Genomic DNA, 23889 nt, shown 5'->3' with positions numbered 1-23889 from the left:
AAAATCAACAAAGCGACGGTAAACCATTGTGACCGTCGTCGGAACAGGATACTGTCGCGCGCACTTTTTGACGTCCACCGCGTCCAGGCTGTACAGGAGACCCCATCATGAAAAAGAAGCCATCATCCGGCCATTGGTAAAGGGCTGGTACTTCTCGCGCTGGCGGCCACGCTGGCCGTTATCAGCCACCGCGTTGGTCTTCACGATCTGCTGACTCACCTGCATCTGCTGCAGGAGACCCTCCGCCATCATGGCGCCTGGGGCTATCTGGTCTATGTTGCGCTATTTATCATTGCCACCCTGTGCCTGATCCCCGGCAGCCTGCTGGTGATCGCCGGCGGGGTGCTTTTCGGCCCGCTGACCGGCTCTCTGCTCTCGTTTGCCGCCGCCACCGTCGCCTCTTCGTTGTCGTTTTTGATCGCCCGCTGGCTGGGGCGCGATCTGCTGCAGCGCTATGTAGGCCATACCGCCGTCTTCCAGGCCATTGAGCGCGGTATCGCCCGCAGCGGCAGCGATTTCCTGATCCTCACCCGCCTGGTGCCACTCTTCCCCTACAACATTCAGAATTACGCCTACGGCCTGACGGCGATCCCCTTCTGGCCTTTTACTCTGATCTCCGCCGTGACCACCCTGCCGGGCCTGGTCATCTATTCGGTGATGGCCAGCGAACTGGCCCGCGAAGGAGCGACCCTCGCTTTCGCGCTCAAGTTGAGCCTCGCCGGCGGGCTGCTGTTTGCCCTGGTGCAGATGGGCAAACGGTTTGCCCGCGCCCGCCGTGTGGCAACGCCCGGCGAGGAGGTGCGCCATGACCCGACCTGATCGCCGTCACCTGCGCCGCGCCAGGCTGGCCCTTGCCGTGGTGGCTGTCGCCGGCCTGACCGCCTGGCTGTGGTTCCCCGACGGGCGAGCCTTTCTGCAACACAGCCTGACGGCGTTAGCGTCGCTGGATCCCCAGTATGTCAAAAACTTTATCGCCGCCTGGGGGACGCAGGCGGCGCTGGTCTCTTTTGCGCTAATGATCCTCCAGGCGATCGTCGCCCCGCTGCCGGCCTTCCTGATCACCCTGGCGAACGCCGCGCTGTTCGGCGCCTTCTGGGGAGGCATGCTGTCGTGGTTCAGCGCCATGGTCGGGGCCGGGCTCTGCTTTTGCATCGCCAGAGCGCTGGGGCGCGAGATGGTGGAGAAGCTCACCGGCCGCACGGTGCTGCGCAGCGTCGACGGCTATTTCGCCCGCTATGGCGCGCAGACGATCCTGATCTGCCGCCTGCTGCCGTTTGTCCCTTTTGATCCGGTCAGCTATGCCGCCGGACTGACCTCGCTGCGCTTCTGGCCCTTTATGCTGGCCACCGGCGTGGGCCAGCTGCCGGCGACCATCGTCTATTCCTGGGCCGGGAGCCTGCTGACCGGAGGCGCCTTCTGGCTGGCCACCGGCCTTTCGCTGCTTTTGGCCCTGGCGGTGGTCATCTCCATCGCCAAAAATATTTACCGTGAACGTCATAAGAGATCGTCGCCATGAGCTTACCCCCGCTGGATACTGTCCCCCTGATCCTTCGTCCGCAGGCCTGGCTGCACCGCCGGCATTACGGCCAGGTGCTGAGCCCCATTCGCTGGTGGGGACGGATCCCGTGGCTGTTTTACCTGGTTTCGCTGTTCGTGGGCTATATTGAACGCCGCCGCTCGCCGTTGGATCCGGTGCTGCGCTCGCTGGTCAGCGCCCGCATCGCCCAGCTGTGCCACTGCGAATTCTGCATCGATATCACCAGCATGACCCTAGCGGCGCGGAGCGGGAGCCAGGACAAGCTGCTGGCGGTCGCCGACTGGCGCAGCAGTAAGCTGTTCAGCGAAAAAGAGCGTCTGGCGCTGGCCTATGCCGAAGCCGCCACCCAGACGCCGCCGGAGGTGGATGATGCCCTGCGTAGCGCGATGGCCGCGCATTTTGACGCCCGGGCGCTCACCGAGCTGACCGCCCTGATTGGCCTGCAAAATTTATCGGCGCGGTTCAATGCCGCGATGGCGATCCCTGCCCAGGGGCTGTGCAAGATACCTGGTTCTTCCCCGCACCATAAGGAGTAACGATGCGCCGTTTGCGTGATTTCAGCCTCTGTCTGTGCCTGCTGCTTCTCTGGCCGCTGGTGGTTCAAGCCGACGACAGCTGGCGGCAGACCCAGACGGAAGCCCGCGGCCAGACCGTCTGGTTTAACGCCTGGGGTGGAGACCCGGCCGTCAACCACTATCTGGCGTGGGTCAGCGAGGAGGTCAAACGCCACTACGCAATCGACCTGCGTATTGTCCCTATCGCCGATGCCGCCGACGCGGTGAAACGCATCCAGACGGAGGCGCAGGCCGGCCGTCGCCGCGGCGGGTCGGTGGATCTCCTGTGGATCAACGGCGAGAACTTTCACACCCTAAAACAGGCCAACCTGCTGCTCACCGGCTGGGCCGAATCGCTGCCCAACTGGCGCTATGTCGATCTGCAAAAGCCGGTTCAGGAAGATTTTTCTGTCGCCACCGAGGGCGCCGAGTCGCCGTGGGGCAGCGCCCAGCTGACGTTTATCGCCCGCCGCGAACAAACCCCGCAGCCCCCCGTCAGCCCGCAGGCGCTGCTGGCCTTCGCCAGAGCCCATCCCGGCAGCGTAACCTACCCGCGGCCGCCGGATTTTACGGGTACCGCCCTGCTGGAGCAGCTGCTGATCGCCCTCACCGACCAGCCTGCCGCCCTGCGCCAGCCGCCGCAGACGGCGACCTTCTCGGCGGTCACCGCCCCGCTGTGGCGCTATCTCGATGCGCTGCACCCGACGCTGTGGCGGGCGGGTAAGGATTTCCCGGCGTCGCCGGCGCGGATGGACGCCATGTTCAACCAGGGCACCCTCCGCCTGTCGCTGACGTTTAACCCGCTCCATGCCCGCCAGAAGGCCGTCAGCGGGGAGTTACGGGCGGACAGCTACAGCTTCGGCTTTACCGGAGGGACCCTCGGCAACGTCCATTTCGTTACCATCCCGGCCAACGCACGCGCCGTCGCCGCGGCCAAAGTGGTCGCCAATTTCCTGCTTTCCCCTGAGGCGCAATTGCGCAAGGCGGATGCCGCCGTCTGGGGCGATCCAAGCGTACTGGACCCGCAGCGTCTGCCTGACAAACAGCGTCAGGCGCTGGCGGCCACCCTGCCGCTGGATCTGCCGCCGGTGCTTGCCGAGCCACATGCGGCGTGGGTTGACGCGCTGGAGCAGGAATGGCTGCGCCGCTACGGTACCCACTGATCCTGCTGGCCTGGGGAACGATGGCGGCCATCTATCTGCCCTTATTCCCCGCCGCCGCAGGGCTGATGTGGCCGGCGCTCTCCCCGGTCCACTGGCGGGCGCTGTTCGCCGACCCGCAGCTGGGCCAGGCGCTGGCCGCCACCCTTGTTTCCACGCTGCTGTCGGTCGGCGGTGCGCTACTGATCGCCCTGACCATTGTCGCCGCTCTCTGGCCTTCGGCCCGCTGGCTGCGGCTGGCTTCCCGCCTGCCTTTGCTGCTGGCGGTGCCCCATCTTGCCCTGGCGACGGCGGCGCTACTGCTGTTCGCCGAAGGCGGCTGGATCTGGCAGCGACTGCCGTTTTTGACGCCGCCGGTCGACCGGTACGGCATCGGGCTTGGCCTGACGATGGCCCTTAAAGAGAGCGCCTTTGTGCTATGGGTGATCTACGGCCTGCTGGGGGAGGCGCGCCTCGCCGACCAGGCGACAGCGCTAAAGAGCCTCGGTTACGGCCGCTGGCAGTGCCTGCGCTGGCTGGTGCTGCCTGCGCTGCTGCCCGCCCTCGGCATGGTGCTGCTGGCCGCCGCGGCCTGGAGCCTGTCGACGGTAGACGTCGCCCTGGTGCTGGGGCCCGGCAATCCGCCCACCCTCGCCGTGCTGGCGTGGCAGTGGTTAAGCCAGGGCGATGACATGCAGCAGGCGAAAGGGGCACTGGCCAACCTGCTGCTGCTGGCGATCCTCGGCGGGCTGGCGCTGGTCGCCTGGGGCGGATGGCGGCTACAGCGTCGGCGTCTGCCCGATCTGCGCGGCATTCGGCATCCCCATCCCCACGCCCTGCCCGGCCGCCTGCTGGCGAGTGCCCTGCCGCTGAGCGGCCTGCTGTGCGCGCTATTGCTGGCGGGGCTGGCGCGCTCGGCGCCGCCGCAGATGGATGCCCTGGGCAACAGCCTTGGCCTCGCGCTGATGGCTTGCGCCCTCGGCGCGGCCGTCTGCCTGCTGTGGCTGGCCTGCGGCCCGAAGCGGGGAGATGGCTGGGTCTGGCTGCCGCTGGTGCTGCCGGCCCTGCCGCTGGCCGATGGCCAGTACCGGCTGGCGCTGTACGCCTGGCTAGACGGCGAATGGTGGACCGTCCTGTGGGGCCATCTGCTGTGGGTGGTGCCGTGGATGCTATTTATTTTGCGCCCGGCCTGGCGCCAGCGCGATCCGCGGATGACGGTGATCGCCCGCACGCTCGGCTGGGGACCCACGCGTATTTTCTGGCTGTTGACTCTGCCCTCGCTGACCCGCCCGCTGCTGACCGCCCTGGCGGTGGGCTTCTCGGTGAGCATCGCGCAGTATCTGCCAACGCTATGGCTGGGGGCAGGCCGTATCCCGACGCTCACCAGCCAGGCGGTGGCGCTCAGCAGCGGCGGCGAGGCGCAGACGCTTGCCGCCCAGGCGCTGTGGCAATTACTGCTGCCGGCGGTATGCTTTATCCTGACGGCCCTGCTGGCCTGGCTGGCAGGCCGCTATCGACGAGGACTTCGCTAGTGCTAACCGTAAACCATCTGACCCTAAGCGTGAACCGTCAGCCGCTGCTGCGGGAGGTCGACTTTTCGGTGGCCCCGGGTGAAGTGCTGACGCTGATGGGCCCTTCCGGCAGCGGAAAATCGACGCTGTTTGCGTGGATGATTGGCGCCCTGGCCGGCGACTTCCGCGCCGAGGGCGAGCTGTGGCTCAACGGGCGGCGGTGCGATACGCTGCCCACGGAGCGCCGGCGCATCGGCATCCTGTTTCAGGACCCGTTGCTGTTCGACCATTTCAGCGTCGGGCAAAATTTACAGCTGGCGCTACCGGAAAGCGTGCGCGGCGAGGCGCGAAAAGCCGCGGTGGAGCAGGCGCTCAGTCGCGCCGGGCTGCATGGCTTCGCCGCGCGCGATCCGGCCACGCTCTCCGGCGGACAGCGGGCGCGGGTGAGTCTGCTGCGCGCCCTGCTGGCGCGCCCCGAAGCGCTGCTGCTGGATGAACCCTTCAGCCGCCTGGATGCCGCCCTGCGCGCCGCGTTCCGCCGCTGGGTATTTGAGGAACTGGCCCGCCAGGCCATTCCGGCGATCCTGGTGACCCACGATCGCGAGGACTGTCCGCCGACGGGGCGCTGCCTGACGATGGAGCGCTGGCAATGAAGAGCAATAGCGTGCAAACCTGCGTTACCGCAAAGAAATCAACGCCTGGCAAGCGGAGAATACGCCCTCCACTTTTTACCGTCGGGCATTTCGATGAAACGTGTTTCTCAATTGACCGCACTCGCCCTGTTCATGGGGCTTGCTGCTTCCACCACCTTCGCCGCTGAAACCATGCCAGCGCTCACTCTTTCCCACCTGCAACAGCAGCACGGCGTGGCCATCGACACCCGCCTGAGCGCTTATTACAACGGCTGGCCGCAGCGCGCCAACGGCCCGGAAGGGCATGAGCCGCAGGCGCTGAATCTTTCCGCCCGCTGGCTCGGCGCCATGAGCGACGAGCAGCTCCGCGGCTGGGCTAAGCAGCACCAGCTCCAGGCCGATACCCCCCTTGCGCTGTACGGCAGTCCTGAGGATAACGCCAGCGTCGCGGCGCGACTGAAACAAGCGGGCTTCACCCGGCTCAACACCCTGAGCGACGCCCTGAGCCAGGGAGACCGTCTGCAAAAGCTGCCGCACTTTGAACAGCTGGTTTATCCGCAATGGCTGCACGACCTGCAGCAAGGGAAAAGCGTGGCCGCCGCCCCGGCCGGCGACTGGAAAGTAGTTGAGGCCGCCTGGGGGGCGCCGAAGCTCTATCTGCTGAGCCATATCCCGGGCGCGGGCTATATCGATACCAATGAGGTGGAGAGCGAACCGCTGTGGAATAAAGTGTCCGATGCGCAGCTGAAGGCGATGCTGGCGAAGCACGGCATCCGCCATGACACCACGGTGATCCTCTACGGTCGCGACGTTTACGCCGCGGCGCGTGTGGCGCAGATCATGCTGTACGCCGGCGTCAAAGACGTGCGCCTGCTGGACGGCGGCTGGCAGACCTGGTCCGACGCCGGTCTGCCGGTGGAGCGCGGCATGCCGCCGACGCCGCAGCCGGCGCCAGATTTTGGCGCGCCGATCCCCGGCCAGCCGCAGCTGATGCTGGATACCGAGCAGGCCCGCGGCCTGCTCCACCGTCAGGACGCCTCGCTGGTCAGCGTCCGCTCGTGGCCGGAGTTTATCGGCACCACCAGCGGCTACAGCTATATCAAACCGAAGGGCGATATCGCCGGCGCCCGTTGGGGCCATGCCGGAAGCGACTCCACGCACATGGAAGACTTCCATAACCCGGACGGCACCATGCGCAGCGCCGACGATATCGCTGCCCTGTGGCGCCAGTGGAACATCCTGCCGAACCAGCAGGTGGCGTTCTATTGCGGGACCGGCTGGCGGGCCTCGGAAACCTTCATGTATGCCCGGGCCATGGGCTGGCCGCACGTCGCTGTCTATGACGGCGGCTGGTACGAATGGAGCAGCAACCCGCACAATCCGGTCGCCCGCGGCGAGCGCGGCCCGGAAAGCAGTCAGTAACCCCCCCCCACCAGCGCGTCGCCACCAGCCGGCGACGCGCGCTTTCCCGCTCACGCCACCCGCTTTAAGGTCTGGTAGCCGCTGGCGATACGCGTCGCCGTCGTCAGCCAGCACAGCGCGCCAAACAGCCACGCCAGCCAGGCGAAATGCGCCGGAAACAGGCAGCCAAGGACAAACAACAGGATGGTCTCCGTCCCCTCCGTCAGTCCCCCGAGATAGTACAGCGATTTATGGGCGTAGCCGGGATTGGCGATCTGGTGCCTGGCCGCCAGGGCGGCAAAAGCGAGAAAGCTGCTGCCGGTGCCGATAAAGGCAAACAGCAGCCAGCCGCCCGCCAGGGCATTGTTCAGCGGATCCGCCAGAATAAAGCCGAACGGCACCAGGGCGTAAAAGAGAAAATCCAGCGCAATATCGAGAAAGCCGCCCGCGTCCGTGAGCCCGCGCCGCCGCGCCAGAGCGCCGTCCAGGCCATCCAGCAGGCGGTTAAGGAGAATGGCCGCCAGCGCCGCGCCATACCACCCTAATGCCAGAAATGGCAGAGCCAGCACGCCGATGGCAAAACCGAGCAGCGTCAGCCTGTCTGGTGAAATACCCGGGCGGTCAAGCGCGCCGGCGACAGCGTTAAGGAGGGGTTTGAGGCGAGGATGCAGGTGGCTATCAAGCACGAGGATCTCCAGCAGAGTTGGCGGTTGTCAGTGAAGGTCTATGGCGGTGATAATAGGCCAGTTTGGCCTTATTAACGTTGATGCTTATGCTAAAAATGATTGAAGTTGTCGCCGCCATTATTGAACAGGATGGCAAAATTCTGCTGGCGCAGCGCCCGCCCCACGCCGACCAGCCGGGAATGTGGGAGTTCGCCGGCGGCAAAGTGGAGCCAGGTGAAAGCCAACCGCAGGCGCTGACCCGGGAACTGCAGGAGGAAATGGGCATCATCGCCCACCCGGCATGCTATATCGCCAGCCATCAGCGGGAAGTCTCCGGTCGTCAGATCCATCTGCACGCCTGGTGGGTGCCGGATTTTCAGGGCGTGCCGCTGGCCCACTATCACAGCCAGCTGCGCTGGTGCCTTCCTGCCGACGCCTTAACCCTCGATCTCGCCCCGGCCGATATCCCCCTCCTGCACGCCTTTATCGCCCGGCGCCCGTCCCTTTCCCTCCGCTGATCCGCTCGCCGCCTCGTCATCGTTTTTAGTTATGACGGGCGGGCAATTATAAATTTTGCTGACGGCTTAATTTTTCCTTGCTTGCCTAAGGATTAGCGGTGTTATAGTCGGAAAATCGGTTTTTTCAAGGACCGAATCATAATAAATACATGCAACCACAACCATAAGGGGAACTTATATCTATGGATCAGACGTGCACTCTGGAAGGCTTTCTCACCCGCGTTCAACAGCGCGATCCCCATCAAACCGAATTTGCTCAAGCCGTCCGGGAGGTCATGACCACCCTGTGGCCTTTCCTTGAGGAAAATCCGCGCTATCGTCAGCTTGCTTTGCTGGAACGTCTGGTGGAACCGGAGCGCGTGATCCAGTTCCGCGTGGTGTGGGTGGACGACCGCAATCAGGTCCAGGTCAACCGCGCGTGGCGCGTGCAGTTCAACTCGGCCATCGGCCCGTATAAGGGCGGAATGCGCTTCCACCCGTCGGTAAACCTGTCGATTCTCAAATTCCTTGGCTTCGAGCAGACCTTCAAAAACGCCCTGACCACGCTGCCGATGGGCGGCGGGAAAGGCGGCAGCGATTTCGATCCTAAAGGCAAGAGCGATGGCGAAGTGATGCGCTTCTGCCAGGCGCTGATGACCGAGCTTTATCGCCATCTGGGCCCGGATACCGACGTACCGGCGGGCGATATCGGCGTCGGCGGCCGCGAGGTCGGCTTTATGGCCGGAATGATGCGTAAGCTCTCCAACAACAGCGCCTGCGTCTTCACCGGTAAAGGCCTCTCATTCGGCGGCAGCCTGATCCGTCCGGAAGCCACCGGTTACGGCCTGATCTACTTCACCGAAGCGATGCTCAAACGTCACGGCCTCGGCTTCGAAGGCGCTCGCGTGGCGGTTTCCGGCTCCGGCAACGTCGCGCAGTACGCCATTGAGAAAGCGATGGAGCTTGGCGCGCGGGTGGTCACCGCCTCCGACTCCAACGGCACCGTCGTTGACGAAGCGGGCTTCACCAAAGAAAAACTGGCCCGCCTGATCGACATCAAAGAGCGTGCCCACGGCCGGGTGGCCGACTACGCCCGCGAATTTGGCCTCACCTATCTCGAAGGCCAGCAGCCGTGGTCAGTGCCGGTGGATATCGCTCTGCCTTGCGCCACCCAGAACGAACTGGATGCCGACGCCGCTCGCCAGCTGATTGCCAACGGTGTGAAGGCCGTGGCGGAAGGCGCCAACATGCCAACCACCATCGCCGCGACCGATCTGTTCCTTGAAGCTGGCGTGCTGTTTGCCCCGGGCAAAGCGGCCAACGCCGGCGGCGTGGCGACGTCCGGTCTGGAGATGGCGCAGAACGCCGCGCGCATGGGCTGGAAAGCGGAAAAAGTGGATGCCCGTCTGCATCACATCATGCTGGATATCCACCACGCCTGCGTGCAGTACGGCGGTGAAGCGAAGCAGACCAACTACGTGCGCGGCGCCAATATCGCTGGTTTCGTCAAGGTGGCGGACGCCATGCTGGCCCAGGGCGTGATTTAACCTCCCCTCACGCCATCCCGGCGGCTGCCCGCCGGGATGTCTCTCACGATGACATCGTGATCACCACTTTCCCCAGATGCTGACCACTGTCCAGACAGGCATGCGCCTCGGCAATTTCCGCCATCGGGTAGCTGGCGTAGATCATCGGCTTGCATTTCCCAGCCTCAAGCAGCGGCCAGACGTGGCGCCGCAGCGCCTCGGCAATCTCCTGTTTCTCCGCCGCCGTCCGGCCGCGCATGGTGGAACCGGTGACGGTGGCCCGCTTGAGCATCAGGGTCTGAATGTCGACCTCATGGGCCATTCGCCCGCCCATAAAGCCGATGATGACCAGCCGCCCGTCCTTTTTCAGCAGCCCCAGGTTGCGGTTAAAGTAAGGGCCGCCCACGATATCCAGAATGACATCCACCCCTTCATCGTTGGTCAGCTGATGAATTTTCTCAGCGAAATCTTCGGTTTTGTAGTTGATCGCCGTGGCGTAGGGCCGCAGCGCGGCAATTTTTTCGTCCTGGCCGACGGTGGCATAGACGGTCATCCCCAGCGCGTTACACAACAGGATCGCGGTGGTGCCAATCCCGCTGGCGCCGCCGTGGATCAGAATGCTCTCGCCGGGCTGCAGCTTACCGAGCTGGAAAACGTTCGCCCACACCGTGAAGAAGGTTTCCGGAATGGCGGCCGCTTCGCTAAAGCTGAGGCCAGCCGGGATCGGCAGCGTCTGGCCTGCCGGGACGGCGCAGTATTCGGCATACCCGCCGCCGTTGGTCAGCGCGCAGACGCGATCCCCGGGGGCAAAGGCCGCAACCTGCGCACCAACCTTCACGACCACGCCCGCCACCTCGAGGCCGGGCACGGGGGTAACCCCCTCAGGCATGGGATACAGACCCTGGCGCTGCAGAATATCCGGCCGGTTGACGCCCGCCGCTTTCACCTCGATGAGCACCTCATGCTCCCCGATAGTGGGGATCTCACCTTCGCGGATCTGTAAAACCTCCGGGCCACCCGGTTGGCTGATAGCGATATATTTCACGGGTCCTCCTTATCGCCTGTCAGAGAATTAAGCAAGGCATCGGGAAGGGCAATGGGCGCCCCCGTTCTGCGGGGCGATCGTCCCCCCCTTCCCGGCTGTTTAGTGTAGACCATTGACCAGTCTGGCGGAGAAACGGCGGCCGTGGGGAATGGCCTCCTCACGGCCGCCGGGCAGGTTATTGCGGCGGCGGCGCGGCATCCTCTGCCGCTTTTTTGCCTTTCGCTTTGCCTTTACTGAACGATTTTTTCGCCCCGCCCGGCGCCACCAGACCGCGGAACTGGCGCACCGGCGTGCTGCGCGCCTGCTCGATTAGCTGATACAGCGTGCCCACCAGCGGCTGCATAAAGTCCTGATAGCGGCACTGTTTCTCGCTGATTTGCGTCAATACCGACTCCCAGTGGGCGGTCATGTCCGGTCGACCGGCCATCTCCGGCAGGGAATGAATCAGCGCCCTTCCGGCCTCCGAGGAGTGGATATAGCGCCCCTTTTTAGTCAGGAAACCGCGCTTAAACAGCAGCTCGATAATCCCGGCGCGGGTTGCTTCGGTGCCGAGGCCGTCAGTAGCGCGGAGGATCTTCTTCAGATCTTTATCCTGCACGAAGCGGGCAATCCCGGTCATCGCCGACAGCAGCGTGGCGTCGGTAAAGTGGCGCGGCGGCTGCGTCTGGCGCTCCACCACTTCGCCCCTCTCGCACAGCAGTTCATCGCCTTTGGCCACCACCGGCAGCGGCGTGCCGTCGTTCTCTTCATCGCGCTCTTTGCTGCCAAGCAGCGTCCGCCAGCCCGCCTCGGCCAGAAAACGCGCTTTGGCGACAAACTTACCGTTGGCGATCTCGAGGTCAATCTGGCATTTACGGAACACCGCGTCCGGGCAGAACTGCATCAGATACTGGCGGGCGATCAGGGTGTAGACCTTCGCTTCGTTATCGGTGAGTTTGACCTGGCTGCTGCGGGCGGTCGGGATAATCGCATGGTGCGCGTCGACCTTTTTATCATCCCAGCAGCGGTTGCGGATCTCCGGATCCACCACCGGCTGCGGCAGCAGATCCGCCGCATGGACGGCAATCGCATTCAGCACCGCATGGCGGCCGGCGAAATGTTCTTCCGGCAGGTAGCGGCTGTCCGAACGCGGATAGGTGATGAGCTTGTGGGTTTCATACAGCTTCTGGCAGATATCCAGCACGTTTTGCGCGCTGAAGCCGAAACGTTTGGCCGCCTCAATCTGCAGCGCCGACAGCGAAAACGGCAGCGGCGCGGGTTCGGAATCGCGCTTATCGTTATAGCCGGTCACCAGCGCCGGCTGGCCTTCAATACGCTTAACCACGTGCTCGGCCAGCGGACGATGCAGCAGGCGCCCTTCTTCATCCTGGTAAGGTTCGCAGGCTTCACTCGGCACCCAGGTCGCGACAAAGCGCTCCTCCTGCGGCGTGACGATATGCGCTTTGACATCGAAGAAGTCTTTGGCGACGAAGTTTTCAATCTCTTCATCGCGGCGCACCACCAGGCCGAGCACCGGGGTCTGCACCCGCCCCACGGAGAGCACCCCCTGATAGCCGGCGTTGCGCCCCAGCAGGGTATAGGCCCGGGTCATATTGATGCCGTACAACCAGTCGGCGCGCGCCCGCGCCAGCGCCGACACGCAAAGCGGCACAAACTCGCTGTTAGCGCGCAGGCGGTTGATCGCCCGCTCAACCGCCTGCGGGTTAAGATCGTTTATCAAACAGCGCTGCACCTGCTGACGCTTCTCCGGCGCCAGCTGCAGGTAGTCGAGCACCTCATCCACCAGCAGCTGCCCCTCACGGTCGGGGTCGCCGGCGTGGATAACCTCCTCGGCCTCGCCGAGCAGGCGCTTGATGACATTCAGCTGTTTGGTGACCGAAGGTTTTGGCTGCAGCTGCCATTTCTCCGGCACAATTGGCAGATCGGTGAGATTCCAGCGGGCATAGCGGCTGTCATAGACGTCCGGCTGCGCCTGCTCCAGCAGGTGACCGATACACCAGGTGACCACCTGCCCGTTGCCGCACTCAATAAAGCCATCGCCTTTGCGATGCGGTTTAGGCAACACATCGGCGATAGCCCGACCGAGACTCGGTTTTTCTGCAATAAACAACCGCATCGAATCAACGGATCTCGATCATGGGTCGTCCGCCGCGGGCGGTCACCAGCTCGCCGATGGCGGCCAGCTTAATACCGAACTCCGCCGCGGCAGCCTGCACTTCCGCCTCCGCCTCCGGGGTCACCGCCAGCAGCAGACCGCCGGAGGTCTGCGGGTCGCAGAGCAGATCGCGCCACTCCGTCGGCATCTCGCCCATCAGATGGCCGTAGCTGGCAAAGTTGCGCCCGGTGCCGCCCGGCACCGCGCCGGCGGCGATATACTCCTCCACCCCCGGCAGTTTCGGGATATCGGCATAGCGCAGTTGCGCCTGCACGCCGGCTCCGCGACAAACCTCGCTGAGGTGGCCGAGCAGGCCAAAGCCGGTGACGTCGGTCATCGCCTTCACCCCGTCGATAGCGGCAAACGCGGCGCCGGCGAGGTTCATCTGGCACATGGTCTCCGTCGCCAGCCCCTGATGCTCCGGCTTGAGCAGCGATTTTTTCTCTGCGGTGGTCAGCACGCCGATCCCCAGCGGTTTGGTGAGATACAGTTTGCAGCCCGCCTGCGCGGTGCTGTTTTTCTTGATGCGCTCGGTGGGCACCACGCCGGTGACCGCCAGACCGAAGATCGGCTCCGGGGCGTCAATGGAGTGGCCGCCCGCCAGCGCGATCCCGGCCTGCTGGCAGGCAAAGCGCCCGCCCTCCACCACCTCGCGGGCGATTTCCGGCGCCAGGGTGTTGATCGGCCAGCCGAGAATGGCAATCGCCATAATCGGTTTCCCGCCCATGGCGAAAATATCGCTGATGGCGTTGGTGGCGGCAATGCGGCCAAAGTCGAACGGATTATCGACAATCGGCATAAAAAAGTCGGTGGTGCTGACGATTGACGTGCCATTACCGAGATCGTAAACGGCGGCATCATCGCTGGTTTCGTTGCCGACAAGCAGGTTCGGGTCGACGAACTTCGCCTGCTCGCTATGCAGGATGGTTTCCAGCACTTTCGGGGAAATTTTACAACCACAACCGGCTCCGTGGCTGTATTGCGTTAAACGAATGGCTTGCTCGCTCATGGACATCTCCTGTCATTGCAATCCCGCTATGTTAGCGCCCAAACGCCAGGGTGGTAAGTACGACAGTCTGAAATCGCTTATGGTTGCTCATTAAGCAGACAAAAAGCCGTTTTTGCGAGACGCGGCAATTTTTTCCCGACCATTTTCACTTTTACTTAAAGATGACAGAAATGTGACAACACAGGACTGTCTTCTCTGGAATGATTATGACGTAAGGAAATTCTAATGAAAAAGCGTGTTCTTGCCCTTTGCCTGGCCAGTTTTTTCTCCGTTAACGCCTTCGCACTGGTTCCCCCCGGTAACGATGTCACCACCAAGCCCGATCTCTACTATCTGACCAATGCCCAGGCCATCGATAGCCTGGCGCTGTTGCCGCCGCCGCCGGCGGTGGGCAGTATCGCGTTCTTAAACGATCAGGCGATGTATGAGCAGGGGCGCCTGCTGCGCAACACCGAGCGCGGGAAGCTGGCGGCAGAGGATGCCAACCTCAGCGCGGGCGGCGTGGCTAACGCCTTCTCCAGCGCCTTTGGTTCGCCGATCACCGAAAAAGACGCGCCGCAGCTCCATAAGCTGCTGACCAATATGATTGAAGACGCCGGCGATCTGGCGACCCGCGGCGCGAAAGAGAAGTATATGCGCATTCGGCCGTTTGCCTTCTACGGCGTCTCCACCTGCAACACCACCGAGCAGGACAAGCTGGCGAAAAACGGCTCTTACCCGTCCGGGCATACCTCCATCGGCTGGGCCACCGCCCTGGTGCTGGCGGAGATCAACCCGCAGCGGCAGAACGAAATTTTGAAGCGCGGCTATGAGCTTGGCGAGAGCCGGGTGATCTGCGGCTATCACTGGCAGAGCGATGTCGATGCGGCGCGCATCGTCGGCTCCGCGGTGGTCGCCACGCTGCACACCAACCCGGCCTTCCAGCAGCAATTGCAGAAAGCCAAAGACGAATTCGCCAAAACGCAGAAGTAACGTCATCACCGTTGAACTCCCGGATACGGCGCCTGGCGCGCCTTGTCCGGGCGACAAATCGCGATTGATTCGAAGGGTAGGGTTTGAAGGCCGGGTCAGGCGCCAGCCGCCGCCCGGCATAGATGCGGCTCCGAGCTTGCTGCCGTCGCCCGGCGGCGCTGCGCTTGCGCGGCCAGCCGGACGGTTCCCTCTCCCTCCGGGAGAGGGCCAGGGTGAGGGGAAGCACTGCAGTGTGGTTGTTTATGTTATCTGTGGCTTCAGCGTAGTTTGCGCTCCCGGTTAATCGTCTGCGTTATGTCACTCATGGCGCCGGGAGCGCACAGGGGGCGGCCAGTCGCCGCCGCCCCCTGTACCCCCGGGCTCCGGCCAGCAAAATCGCCGCTGCGCGGTCCCTTCGACTTATCCCTGCAGGCTTCGGGTCGGGCCGAGGCAGCGTCCATGCAAAACACGGCCCTCAGCCCGCATCCATGCGGGCTGCCCCGGCCTGCCGGGAACGTCTCAGCGATTTTGAGGCCGCCAGCACCGGCAGTTTCAGCAAGAAAAGTGAATAAATTAACGACAGGTCGTACGAACGTAGGCCGGGTAAGGCGACAGCCGCCACCCGGCACAAAATCGGCTCCGTACCCGCTGTCCTTGCCCGGCGGCGCTGCGCTTGCGCGGGCCTACAGACAGTCAGAGCCGGATGCGTTGGCCGGGTAAGGCGCAAGCCGCAGCCCGGCATAACACCCGCTGACTCAGAATCGCGTCACAAACGGCGCGGTATCCGGCAGGGCAATGGTGGTTGAGGCTTTCAGCTGCGGCGTGCCCAGATAGAGGAAACCGACGATTTTATCCTGCTCGCGGCACTCGAAGCCGGCGCGCACCACCGGGCTCTCGGTCAATGCTCCGCTGCGCCAGATGCCGTTGAATCCCTGAGCCAGGGCCGCCATCTGCATCGCCATCACCGCGCAGCCAGCGGACATCTCCTGCTCCCAGCGCGGCACCTTCGGGTGGTCTTCACAACGCGCCACGACGGTAATGATTAGCGGCGCGCGGAACGGCGCATTTCGGGCTTTCTCTATGCCCTTCTCATCCTGACCGGCCTCCCTGGCCCCCTTTTCCAGCAACTGACTGAAGCGTTCGCGGCCGTCATCGGCGATAATGAAAAAGCGCCACGGCTGCAGGGTGCCATGATCCGGGGCGCGCAGCCCGGCGCGCAGAATGTTTTCCAGCTGTTCGCCAGCCGGGGCCGGTTCCGCCAGGCGGGAAGCGCTGCGGCGATTAAGCAGTAGGTCGAGAGCATCCATCTGTATAACTCCTGTGATGTCATTTTTCATAAAATTAACATGCACAAGGATTTTGTTACAGCGCGGTCGGTGATTCCTGCTGACAACCGACGGCTCACTCTTTAGGATAGCCAGACGCGGCGGCCCCTGCGGCCTGCCCATTTTTAGATAACGTTAGGGAGAAGACATGCGAACCCTTTGGCGACTGATTGCCAGCTTTTTTAAATGGACGTGGCGGATACTCAACTTTATTCGCAAACTGGCCCTCAATGCGATCTTCCTGGTACTGGTGCTGGTGTGTATCGGCATCTGGAGCCAGTTCAGCAGCACCACCAGCGAACATGCCGCCCGCGGCGCGCTGCTCCTGGATATTACCGGCGTGGTGGTGGATAAACCTTCCGCCAGCAGCAAACTCGGCGTGATAGGCCGCCAGCTGTTTGGTGCCAGCTCGGACCGTTTGCAGGAGAATTCTCTGTTCGATATCGTGCAGACCATCCGTCAGGCGAAGGATGATCGTAATATCACCGGTATTGTGCTGGATCTGAAAAACTTCGTCGGCGGCGATCAGCCGTCCATGCAGTACATCGGTAAAGCGCTGCGCGAATTCCGCGACAGCGGCAAACCGGTCTATGCCGTCGGCAGCAGCTACAGCCAGGGCCAGTACTACCTGGCGAGCTTTGCCAACAAAATCTGGCTCTCGCCGCAGGGCGAGGTAGACCTCCACGGCTTCGCCACCAACGGGCTGTATTACAAGTCGCTGCTGGATAAGCTGAAAGTCTCCACCCATGTCTTCCGCGTCGGCACCTATAAATCCGCCGTCGAGCCTTTCATTCGCGATGACATGTCCCCTGCCGCCCGCGAAGCGGACAGCCGCTGGATTGGCGAACTGTGGCAGAACTACCTCAACACCATTGCCGCCAACCGGCAGATCACCGCCCAGCAGCTCTTCCCGGGCGCCCAGGGCATTATCGATGGCCTGCGTAAAGTGGGCGGCGATACGGCGAAATATGCGCTGGACAATAAGCTGGTGGATGAGCTGGCGACCTCCACGGAAGTGGAAAAAGCGCTGACCAAACAGTTTGGCTGGAGCAAAGCGGATAACAATTATCGGGCGATTAGCTATTACGACTACAACGTGAAGACGCCGTCTGACCAGGGTTCCGCTATCGCGGTGATCTTCGCCAACGGCGCCATCATGGACGGCGAGGAGACCCCGGGCAACGTCGGCGGCGACACCACCGCAGCGCAAATTCGCGATGCGCGCCTCGACCCGAAAATTAAGGCCATCGTTCTTCGCGTGAACAGCCCTGGCGGCAGCGTGACCGCCTCGGAAATCATTCGTGAAGAGCTGGCGGCAGCCAAAGCCGCGGGTAAACCGGTGGTCGTTTCAATGGGCGGCATGGCGGCGTCCGGCGGCTACTGGATCTCCACTCCCGCGGATTACATCGTGGCGAACCCAAGCACCCTCACCGGCTCCATTGGCATCTTTGGGGTGATCAACACCGTGGAAAATACCCTCGGGTCGATTGGCGTCCACACCGACGGCGTCGCCACGTCGCCGCTGGCGGATATCTCCAGCACCAAAGCGCTGCCGCCGGAAGTGCAGCAGCTGATGCAGTTGAGCATTGAGAACGGCTATCAGCGCTTTATCACCCTGGTGGCTAACGCCCGTAAGAGCACGCCGGAGAAAATCGACCAGATAGCCCAGGGCCACGTCTGGACCGGGGAAGATGCCAAAGCCAACGGTCTTGTCGACAGCCTCGGCGATTTCGACGACGCGGTGGCCAAGGCCGCCGAGCTGGCGAAGCTGAAAACCTGGCACCTTAACTACTATCAGGAAGAGCCAACCTTCTTCTCGATGGTGCTGGACAGCCTGACCGGCTCGGTACGCGCCTCGCTGCCGGCCGCCATTCAGGCCTGGCTGCCTGCGCCGGTGGCCGCGGCGGCCGAGACGGTGAAAGCGGAAAGCGACAAGCTGGCGGCGTTCAACGACCCGCAGAACCGCTATGCCTTCTGCCTGACCTGCGCCAACATTCGTTAATACGCAGCGGCTGCCCCGTCTCACGGGGCAGCCTTTTTTCCGCACCTGCCAGCGCCGCCACAAAGCGAGCGGCCAACACTGTATTTTTTCCTCCGTCTCTTTATACTGCGCCTGTCTACGACCAACCTAAGCGATGCTATGCAAAAAAAATCGATTTACGTTGCCTACACCGGTGGGACCATCGGTATGCAGCGCTCCGAACACGGCTATGTACCCGTTTCCGGCCATCTGCAGCGTCAGCTGGCGCTGATGCCGGAGTTCCATCGTCCGGAGATGCCGGACTTCACGATCAATGAATACCAACCGCTGATGGACTCATCCGATATGACCCCTGAGGACTGGCAGCACATCGCCGACGATATCCGCAGCCATTACGCGGAGTATGATGGCTTTGTGATCCTCCACGGTACCGACACCATGGCGTTTACCGCCTCAGCGCTGTCGTTCATGCTGGAAAATCTCGGCAAACCGGTGATTGTGACAGGGTCACAAATCCCGCTGGCCGAGCTGCGTTCCGACGGCCAGATCAACCTGCTCAATGCCCTGTACGTCGCCGCCAACTATCCGATTAACGAAGTGGCGCTGTTCTTCAACAATCGACTGTTCCGCGGCAACCGTACCACTAAAGCCCATGCCGACGGCTTTGACGCCTTCGCCTCGCCCAACCTCGCGCCGCTGCTGGAGGCCGGGATCCATATTCGCCGTCTCGGTACCCCGCCGGCGCCGCAGGGCCGTGGGGAGCTGATTGTGCACCCCATCACCCCGCAGCCGATTGGCGTGGTGACGATTTACCCCGGCATCTCCGCCGACGTGGTGCGTAATTTCCTGCGCCAGCCGGTGAAAGCGCTGATCCTCCGCTCCTACGGCGTCGGCAATGCCCCGCAGAATGGCGAGTTTATTCAGGTGCTGGCGGAAGCCAGCCAGCGCGGCATTGTGGTGGTCAATCTGACGCAGTGTATGTCCGGCAAAGTGAACATGGGCGGCTATGCCACCGGCAATGCCCTCGCCCAGGCGGGAGTCATCAGTGGTTTCGATATGACGGTGGAAGCGACGCTGACCAAGCTACACTATCTGCTGAGCCAGCAGCTGGACGTTGACGCCATTCGCGCGGCGATGCAGCAGAATCTGCGTGGCGAACTGACCCCTGACGAAGCTTAAGGAGGAAGTATGGCACATCGAGCGCTGTTACTGGTTGATTTGCAGAACGACTTCTGCGCCGGCGGCGCGCTGGCGGTTCCCGAAGGCGACAGCACCGTCGAGGTGGCCAACGCGCTTATCGACTGGAGCCTGGCGCGCGGCGAGCCCATCGTCGCCAGTCAGGACTGGCATCCGGCGGATCACGGCAGCTTCGCCAGCCAGCACCAGGTGGAGCCCTACACTGTGGGCGACCTGGACGGCCTGGCGCAAACTTTCTGGCCGGATCACTGCGTTCAGCACAGCGAAGGCGCGGCGCTGCATCCCCTGCTCAAGCAGCAGGCGATCGCCGCCGTGTTCCACAAAGGGCAAAACCGGGTCATCGACAGCTACAGCGCTTTTTTTGACAACGGTCACCGGCAGAAAACCGAACTGGACGGCTGGCTGCGTGGTCAGGGGATCGTGGAGCTGACCGTTCTCGGCCTCGCCACTGATTATTGCGTGAAGTTTACCGTGCTGGATGCTCTGGCGCTCGGCTACGCGGTCAACGTCATTACCGACGGCTGCCGCGGGGTGAACCTTCAGCCGCAGGACAGCAGCCAGGCGTTTATGGAGATGGCCGCCGCAGGCGCCACGCTCTATACCCTTGATGACTGGCGGGAAACCCACGCCTGATCCTTCACCCGGCGCTTCCGCGCCGGGTCTTCTTCTGCCGCTTCGTTATCGTCCATAAATTGAACTCTCTCGCAGTTTCAACAAGTTATTGCTGGTAGTCTGGCAAGGCTGTTTTTTCGCCACGCCATTTCCGTGGCGCGGTTATTTTTTTATGTCAAAGAGGAACCACTATGAAACGTTTGCCCTTGCTGGCAGCCTTGCCCCTGCTTTGCGCTTCCGCGCTCTCTGCCCAACCGCTGATGTCCGTCGGCTATTTCAACGGCGGCGGCGACGTCACTGCCGGGCCGGGCGGGGATATCGACAAGCTGGACGTCCGGCAGATCACCCATCTCAACTACTCGTTTGGCCTTATCTATAACGATGAAAAAGACGAGACCAATGCGGCCCTGAAGGATCCTGACCATCTGCACGAGATCTGGCTGTCGCCAAAGGTGCAGGCGGATCTGCAAAAGCTCCCTGCCCTGCGTAAACAGAACCCGGACCTCAAGGTCCTGCTGTCGGTCGGCGGCTGGGGGGCGCGCGGTTTCTCCGGCGCGGCGGCAAGCAAAGAAACCCGTAAGGTGTTTATTCAGTCTGCGCAGGAAATTGTTGAAAAATATGGTCTGGATGGGATTGACCTCGACTGGGAGTTTCCGGTCAACGGTGCGTGGGGGCTGGTTGCCAGTCAACCGGCCGATCGCGATAACTTTACCGCGCTGTTAAAAGAGCTGCGCGCAGCGTTTGGTACGAAGAAACTGGTTACTATTGCCGTGGGCGCCAACGCCGAAAGCCCGAAAAGCTGGGTGGATGTCAAAGCGGTGGCCCCGGTGCTGAACTACATCAACCTGATGACCTACGACATGGCCTACGGCACGCAGTACTTCAACTCGAACCTGTATGACTCCAGCCACTGGCCGACGGTCGCCGCGGCGGATAAATACAGCGCCGATTTTGTGGTCAACAATTACCTGGCCGCCGGGCTTAAACCCAGCCAGATGAACCTCGGGATTGGTTTTTATGGCCGGGTACCAAAACGGGCGGTCGAGCCGGGGATCGACTGGAGTAAAGCGGATGCGCAAAAGAACCCGGTCACCCAACCCTATTTTGGTCCACAGCAGATCGCGCTGTTTGCCTCGCTGGGCTATGACCTGAGCAAAGACACCTACGTGAAATACAATGATATCGTGGGCAAATTGCTCAACGATCCGCAGAAACGCTTTACCGAGCACTGGGACGATGAGGCGAAAGTGCCGTGGCTGTCGGTGCAGTCCACGGAGGGCAAGCCGCTGTTCGCCCTTTCCTATGAGAACCCGCGCTCGGTAGCCATCAAGGCGGACTACATCAAGGCGAAGGGCCTCGCCGGGGCGATGTTCTGGGAGTATGGCGCCGATGACCAGAACCAGCTGGCCCGCCAGCTGGCGGAATCCCTGGGGATCAAACACTAATCGCGGCTGTTCCTCCGCCGCATCGTCGCCGCCGGGCGGCGTGACGCAGGCAGCATCGCCTGCAATGCAGGTATATCGCGCCGCCCGGGATAGGTTATGATGCCTGTTATCCGCTGCGCCAGGGGCTGGCGCAGCTTAACCGTTTGACAGGAGGCAGGGGGCCATGGCCTATATCCCCAAAAATTACGCACGTCTGGAAGTGGGTTATCGCGAAAAGGCGCTCAAGCTCTTTCCCTGGGTATGCGGACGCTGCTCGCGGGAGTTTGTCTACTCCAATCTGCGCGAGCTGACGGTGCACCATATCGATCACGACCACTCCAATAACCCGGAAGATGGCAGCAACTGGGAGATGTTGTGCCTCTACTGTCACGATCACGAACACTCCAAGTACACCGAAGCCGATCAGTATGGCTCCACGGTGGTGGCCGGCGAAGATGCGCAAAAGAGCGTCGGCGAGGCCACCTACAATCCGTTTGCCGACCTGAAAGCGATGATGAACAAAAAGTAAGCGAAGCGGCTGACCGCCGGGCTCGGTCGTAGACGCTAACCCTTCCGGCGCCGGATCACCCGACGCCGGAACCTCTCCCCGCCGGCCGGCAGTTTATTGCAGCTTCACGGTTGCGATCGGCTTCGGCACGATACCGAAATCTTCCTTCAGCTGCTGTTTGCTCTTCATCACCATCTGCCCGCGAGTATCGATGGTCATATGCTGGGCGTCGGTGTTATACCGGGCCTGCCACAGCATCACCAGCTGCAGGCTATTTTCCTTCTGCTCCGGCGTCAGCGCCACGCCATCCGGCCATTTTCCCAGCTCCACCGCCGTCGCCAGACGCTGATACACTTCCGGGGTCATGCTGTCGATAATTTGCTCAATATCCATCTTCCGCTCATCTCCACCTGGAATAATTTGCTGAATCGTTTCTTCAACCCTTGATCTGCTCGCCGTTCTGCTCATCGGTGAAGCTGAGCGACGCCGAATTCACACAATAGCGCTCGCCGGTCGGCTGCGGGCCATCCGGAAACACGTGACCGAGGTGGGCATCACAATTTCCGCAGCGGATCTCTATGCGCTGCATGCCGTGGGAGCTGTCGTCCAGATAGCGAATGGCCTCTTCGCTTACCGGCTCGTAGAAGCTCGGCCAGCCGCAGCCAGAGTCGTACTTGGTCTGGGAGTTGAACAGCGGCGCATCGCACACCAGGCAGTGATACACGCCATTTTTCTTGTTGTGCAGCAGCCGTCCGGTGAAAGGCGGTTCGGTACCATGATGTTGGGTCACGTAAAACTGCATTTCGCTCAAGCCGTTTTTCAGCTCTTCCGGGGAGGGTTTATTTGCCATGGGCTTACATCTCGCTTTGCAATGGACAACTTTCGCCCCAATTCTAACAAAACATTAACAATGAAGCGTACACTTTTGTTCTAAACTTATCCGGTGCCCACAGGCAGCCAGATAATTGTGACTTAAATCACGTTTTTATCTTAAATGCCCTTTAAAATTCCGCGCGCAGCCCCCATATGGAATTGGGCTCAAAGGGAGAGTGAGGCAAATCAATCGCGCAAAGGTCTGCTCAGGATTGATTTGTCGCAATGATTGACACGATTCCGCTTGACGCTGCGTAAGGTTTTTGTAATTTTACAGGCAACCTTTTATTCACTAACAAATAGCTGGTGGAATATATGACTATCAAAGTAGGTATCAACGGTTTTGGCCGTATCGGTCGCATTGTTTTCCGTGCTGCTCAGAAACGTTCTGACATCGAGATCGTTGCAATCAACGACCTGTTAGACGCAGAGTACATGGCTTACATGCTGAAGTATGACTCCACTCACGGTCGTTTCGACGGCACCGTTGAAGTGAAAGACGGTCATCTGGTCGTTAACGGTAAAAAAATCCGTGTTACCGCTGAACGTGACCCGGCTAACCTGAAGTGGGACGAAGTTGGTGTTGACGTTGTTGCTGAAGCAACCGGTATCTTCCTGACCGACGAAACCGCTCGTAAACACATCAACGCTGGCGCGAAAAAAGTCGTTCTGACTGGCCCGTCCAAAGACAACACCCCGATGTTCGTTCGCGGCGCTAACTTCGACACTTACGCTGGCCAGGACATCGTTTCCAACGCATCCTGCACCACCAACTGCCTGGCGCCGCTGGCTAAAGTCATCAACGACAACTTCGGTATCGTTGAAGGCCTGATGACCACCGTCCACGCTACCACCGCTACCCAGAAAACCGTTGATGGCCCGTCTCACAAAGACTGGCGCGGCGGCCGCGGCGCAGCTCAGAACATCATCCCGTCCTCTACCGGCGCTGCTAAAGCAGTAGGTAAAGTACTGCCAGAACTGAACGGCAAACTGACCGGTATGGCGTTCCGCGTTCCGACTCCGAACGTATCCGTTGTTGACCTGACCGTTCGTCTGGAAAAAGCAGCGTCCTACGAAGAAATCAAGAAAGCTATCAAAGCCGCTTCTGAAGGCGCAATGAAAGGCGTTCTGGGTTACACCGAAGACGACGTTGTTTCTACCGACTTCAACGGCGAAGTTTGCACTTCCGTATTCGATGCTAAAGCGGGTATCGCACTGAACGACAACTTCGTTAAACTGGTTTCCTGGTACGACAACGAAACTGGCTACTCCAACAAAGTTCTGGACCTGATTGCCCACATCTCCAAATAAGTTGAGATGAAAAAGTAATCTGTAAGAGCGACTTCG

24 protein-coding genes are annotated in these 23889 nt (G+C 61.7%); 16 read left to right on the top strand and 8 right to left on the bottom strand.

The genetic code is table 11. From position 1 onward, the window contains the following. Positions 1 to 105 precede the first annotated feature (105 nt). Positions 106 to 249 carry a hypothetical protein gene (locus tag ABLU73_RS09835; RefSeq protein WP_017898588.1) on the bottom strand — a complete coding sequence of 48 codons (144 nt, stop codon included), beginning with the start codon at positions 247 to 249 and terminating at the stop codon, positions 106 to 108. Here ABLU73_RS09835 and ABLU73_RS09830 point away from each other — a divergent pair. The 7 genes from ABLU73_RS09830 to ABLU73_RS09800 all read left to right on the top strand — a co-directional run bounded on the left by ABLU73_RS09830 (position 181) and on the right by ABLU73_RS09800 (position 6795). Then, positions 181 to 819: a TVP38/TMEM64 family protein gene (locus ABLU73_RS09830; protein WP_224052166.1), complete on the top strand. Its 639-nt coding sequence runs from the start codon at positions 181 to 183 to the stop codon at positions 817 to 819. The genes ABLU73_RS09835 and ABLU73_RS09830 overlap by 69 nt on opposite strands. Next, positions 806 to 1516 (top strand): TVP38/TMEM64 family protein, encoded by a 711-nt coding sequence (locus tag ABLU73_RS09825; protein ID WP_017898589.1) that lies wholly within the window; start codon positions 806 to 808, stop codon positions 1514 to 1516. The genes ABLU73_RS09830 and ABLU73_RS09825 overlap by 14 nt, the downstream gene beginning before the upstream one ends. Next, positions 1513 to 2073 carry a carboxymuconolactone decarboxylase family protein gene (locus ABLU73_RS09820; protein WP_043521274.1) on the top strand — a complete coding sequence of 187 codons (561 nt, stop codon included), beginning with the start codon at positions 1513 to 1515 and terminating at the stop codon, positions 2071 to 2073. The genes ABLU73_RS09825 and ABLU73_RS09820 overlap by 4 nt, the downstream gene beginning before the upstream one ends. Positions 2074 to 2075: 2 nt before the next feature. Next, complete coding sequence (locus ABLU73_RS09815; protein WP_348850165.1) at positions 2076 to 3254, top strand: ABC transporter substrate-binding protein; 1179 nt, start codon at positions 2076 to 2078, stop codon at positions 3252 to 3254. Beyond that, complete coding sequence (locus ABLU73_RS09810) at positions 3227 to 4762, top strand: ABC transporter permease subunit (RefSeq protein ID WP_100098458.1); 1536 nt, start codon at positions 3227 to 3229, stop codon at positions 4760 to 4762. Before ABLU73_RS09815 ends, ABLU73_RS09810 begins: the two co-directional genes overlap by 28 nt. Beyond that, a complete protein-coding gene (locus ABLU73_RS09805) occupies positions 4762 to 5394 on the top strand; it encodes an ATP-binding cassette domain-containing protein (protein ID WP_004203804.1) in 633 nt (210 codons plus the stop codon). The genes ABLU73_RS09810 and ABLU73_RS09805 overlap by 1 nt, the downstream gene beginning before the upstream one ends. Before the next feature lie 93 nt (positions 5395 to 5487). Continuing rightward, a complete protein-coding gene (locus ABLU73_RS09800) occupies positions 5488 to 6795 on the top strand; it encodes a sulfurtransferase (protein ID WP_004203802.1) in 1308 nt (435 codons plus the stop codon). A gap of 50 nt (positions 6796 to 6845) precedes the next feature. On the opposite strand, the gene ABLU73_RS09795 is transcribed toward ABLU73_RS09800, so the two are convergent. Continuing rightward, entirely contained in the window at positions 6846 to 7460 is a 615-nt protein-coding gene (locus tag ABLU73_RS09795) for a CDP-alcohol phosphatidyltransferase family protein (RefSeq protein WP_264923546.1), read from the bottom strand. Between the two features lie 86 nt (positions 7461 to 7546). On the opposite strand from ABLU73_RS09795, the gene ABLU73_RS09790 reads away from it, so the two are divergent. Together ABLU73_RS09790 and gdhA are read left to right on the top strand one after the other, a co-directional pair. Next, positions 7547 to 7957, top strand: a complete 411-nt coding sequence (locus ABLU73_RS09790) for a pyrimidine (deoxy)nucleoside triphosphate diphosphatase (protein ID WP_025999077.1) — start codon at positions 7547 to 7549, stop codon at positions 7955 to 7957. Between the two features lie 182 nt (positions 7958 to 8139). Then, entirely contained in the window at positions 8140 to 9483 is a 1344-nt protein-coding gene (gene gdhA / locus ABLU73_RS09785; RefSeq protein WP_004203797.1) for an NADP-specific glutamate dehydrogenase, read from the top strand. A 43-nt stretch (positions 9484 to 9526) separates the two neighbouring features. On the opposite strand, the gene ABLU73_RS09780 is transcribed toward gdhA, so the two are convergent. The 3 genes from ABLU73_RS09780 to selD form a co-directional block, all read right to left on the bottom strand. Beyond that, positions 9527 to 10507 carry an NAD(P)H-quinone oxidoreductase gene (locus ABLU73_RS09780; RefSeq protein WP_064177941.1) on the bottom strand — a complete coding sequence of 327 codons (981 nt, stop codon included), beginning with the start codon at positions 10505 to 10507 and terminating at the stop codon, positions 9527 to 9529. A 175-nt stretch (positions 10508 to 10682) separates the two neighbouring features. Next, positions 10683 to 12623 carry a DNA topoisomerase III gene (locus ABLU73_RS09775; protein ID WP_004203795.1) on the bottom strand — a complete coding sequence of 647 codons (1941 nt, stop codon included), beginning with the start codon at positions 12621 to 12623 and terminating at the stop codon, positions 10683 to 10685. Positions 12624 to 12627: 4 nt separating this feature from the next. After that, entirely contained in the window at positions 12628 to 13671 is a 1044-nt protein-coding gene (selD, locus tag ABLU73_RS09770) for a selenide, water dikinase SelD (RefSeq protein WP_023318002.1), read from the bottom strand. A 225-nt stretch (positions 13672 to 13896) separates the two neighbouring features. On the opposite strand from selD, the gene phoC reads away from it, so the two are divergent. Further along, on the top strand, positions 13897 to 14643 hold the full coding sequence (phoC, locus tag ABLU73_RS09765; protein WP_004203793.1) for an acid phosphatase PhoC: 747 nt from the start codon (positions 13897 to 13899) through the stop codon (positions 14641 to 14643). 734 nt (positions 14644 to 15377) lie between these two features. On the opposite strand, the gene ABLU73_RS09760 is transcribed toward phoC, so the two are convergent. Further along, a complete protein-coding gene (locus ABLU73_RS09760) occupies positions 15378 to 15929 on the bottom strand; it encodes an NAD(P)H nitroreductase (protein ID WP_004176531.1) in 552 nt (183 codons plus the stop codon). 166 nt (positions 15930 to 16095) lie between these two features. Here ABLU73_RS09760 and sppA point away from each other — a divergent pair, with 166 nt between their 5' ends. The 5 genes from sppA to yajD all read left to right on the top strand — a co-directional run bounded on the left by sppA (position 16096) and on the right by yajD (position 21690). Continuing rightward, entirely contained in the window at positions 16096 to 17949 is a 1854-nt protein-coding gene (sppA, locus tag ABLU73_RS09755) for a signal peptide peptidase SppA (protein WP_004203792.1), read from the top strand. Positions 17950 to 18087: 138 nt separating this feature from the next. Further along, entirely contained in the window at positions 18088 to 19107 is a 1020-nt protein-coding gene (gene ansA, locus ABLU73_RS09750) for an asparaginase (RefSeq protein WP_186933592.1), read from the top strand. Between the two features lie 9 nt (positions 19108 to 19116). Continuing rightward, positions 19117 to 19758 (top strand): bifunctional nicotinamidase/pyrazinamidase, encoded by a 642-nt coding sequence (gene pncA, locus ABLU73_RS09745; protein WP_004203790.1) that lies wholly within the window; start codon positions 19117 to 19119, stop codon positions 19756 to 19758. 170 nt (positions 19759 to 19928) lie between these two features. Next, positions 19929 to 21182 (top strand): glycoside hydrolase family 18 protein, encoded by a 1254-nt coding sequence (locus ABLU73_RS09740; protein ID WP_192080071.1) that lies wholly within the window; start codon positions 19929 to 19931, stop codon positions 21180 to 21182. Positions 21183 to 21345: 163 nt separating this feature from the next. Then, positions 21346 to 21690 carry an HNH nuclease YajD gene (yajD, locus tag ABLU73_RS09735; RefSeq protein ID WP_002901254.1) on the top strand — a complete coding sequence of 115 codons (345 nt, stop codon included), beginning with the start codon at positions 21346 to 21348 and terminating at the stop codon, positions 21688 to 21690. Positions 21691 to 21783: 93 nt separating this feature from the next. On the opposite strand, the gene ABLU73_RS09730 is transcribed toward yajD, so the two are convergent. Together ABLU73_RS09730 and msrB are read right to left on the bottom strand one after the other, a co-directional pair. Further along, positions 21784 to 22062 (bottom strand): YeaC family protein, encoded by a 279-nt coding sequence (locus ABLU73_RS09730; RefSeq protein WP_004203787.1) that lies wholly within the window; start codon positions 22060 to 22062, stop codon positions 21784 to 21786. A 43-nt stretch (positions 22063 to 22105) separates the two neighbouring features. Then, on the bottom strand, positions 22106 to 22519 hold the full coding sequence (msrB, locus tag ABLU73_RS09725; RefSeq protein ID WP_004203786.1) for a peptide-methionine (R)-S-oxide reductase MsrB: 414 nt from the start codon (positions 22517 to 22519) through the stop codon (positions 22106 to 22108). A 338-nt stretch (positions 22520 to 22857) separates the two neighbouring features. Between msrB and gapA the strand changes: the two genes are divergently transcribed. Further along, positions 22858 to 23853: a glyceraldehyde-3-phosphate dehydrogenase gene (gapA, locus tag ABLU73_RS09720; RefSeq protein WP_264923548.1), complete on the top strand. Its 996-nt coding sequence runs from the start codon at positions 22858 to 22860 to the stop codon at positions 23851 to 23853. Positions 23854 to 23889: the final 36 nt, after the last annotated feature.

The sequence above is a fragment of the Klebsiella sp. GG_Kp175 genome (genome assembly GCF_040062325.1).
Taxonomy (GTDB): domain Bacteria; phylum Pseudomonadota; class Gammaproteobacteria; order Enterobacterales; family Enterobacteriaceae; genus Klebsiella; species Klebsiella quasipneumoniae.
The sequence above is the reverse complement of the archived record's forward strand: the minus strand, read 5'-3'. Positions and strand labels throughout refer to the sequence as shown.

Coding starts and splice junctions, on each gene's coding strand:
- yajD (WP_002901254.1), top strand. CDS start 21,346: ATGGCCTATATCCCCAAAAATTACGCACGTCTGGAAGTGGGTTATCGC.
- ABLU73_RS09740 (WP_192080071.1), top strand. CDS start 19,929: ATGAAACGTTTGCCCTTGCTGGCAGCCTTGCCCCTGCTTTGCGCTTCC.
- ABLU73_RS09810 (WP_100098458.1), top strand. CDS start 3,227: ATGGCTGCGCCGCTACGGTACCCACTGATCCTGCTGGCCTGGGGAACG.
- pncA (WP_004203790.1), top strand. CDS start 19,117: ATGGCACATCGAGCGCTGTTACTGGTTGATTTGCAGAACGACTTCTGC.
- selD (WP_023318002.1), bottom strand. CDS start 13,671: ATGAGCGAGCAAGCCATTCGTTTAACGCAATACAGCCACGGAGCCGGT.
- ABLU73_RS09730 (WP_004203787.1), bottom strand. CDS start 22,062: ATGGATATTGAGCAAATTATCGACAGCATGACCCCGGAAGTGTATCAG.
- ABLU73_RS09760 (WP_004176531.1), bottom strand. CDS start 15,929: ATGGATGCTCTCGACCTACTGCTTAATCGCCGCAGCGCTTCCCGCCTG.
- sppA (WP_004203792.1), top strand. CDS start 16,096: ATGCGAACCCTTTGGCGACTGATTGCCAGCTTTTTTAAATGGACGTGG.
- phoC (WP_004203793.1), top strand. CDS start 13,897: ATGAAAAAGCGTGTTCTTGCCCTTTGCCTGGCCAGTTTTTTCTCCGTT.
- ABLU73_RS09835 (WP_017898588.1), bottom strand. CDS start 249: ATGGCGGAGGGTCTCCTGCAGCAGATGCAGGTGAGTCAGCAGATCGTG.
- msrB (WP_004203786.1), bottom strand. CDS start 22,519: ATGGCAAATAAACCCTCCCCGGAAGAGCTGAAAAACGGCTTGAGCGAA.
- ABLU73_RS09815 (WP_348850165.1), top strand. CDS start 2,076: ATGCGCCGTTTGCGTGATTTCAGCCTCTGTCTGTGCCTGCTGCTTCTC.
- ABLU73_RS09775 (WP_004203795.1), bottom strand. CDS start 12,623: ATGCGGTTGTTTATTGCAGAAAAACCGAGTCTCGGTCGGGCTATCGCC.
- ABLU73_RS09820 (WP_043521274.1), top strand. CDS start 1,513: ATGAGCTTACCCCCGCTGGATACTGTCCCCCTGATCCTTCGTCCGCAG.
- ABLU73_RS09825 (WP_017898589.1), top strand. CDS start 806: ATGACCCGACCTGATCGCCGTCACCTGCGCCGCGCCAGGCTGGCCCTT.
- ABLU73_RS09800 (WP_004203802.1), top strand. CDS start 5,488: ATGAAACGTGTTTCTCAATTGACCGCACTCGCCCTGTTCATGGGGCTT.
- ansA (WP_186933592.1), top strand. CDS start 18,088: ATGCAAAAAAAATCGATTTACGTTGCCTACACCGGTGGGACCATCGGT.
- gapA (WP_264923548.1), top strand. CDS start 22,858: ATGACTATCAAAGTAGGTATCAACGGTTTTGGCCGTATCGGTCGCATT.
- gdhA (WP_004203797.1), top strand. CDS start 8,140: ATGGATCAGACGTGCACTCTGGAAGGCTTTCTCACCCGCGTTCAACAG.
- ABLU73_RS09790 (WP_025999077.1), top strand. CDS start 7,547: ATGCTAAAAATGATTGAAGTTGTCGCCGCCATTATTGAACAGGATGGC.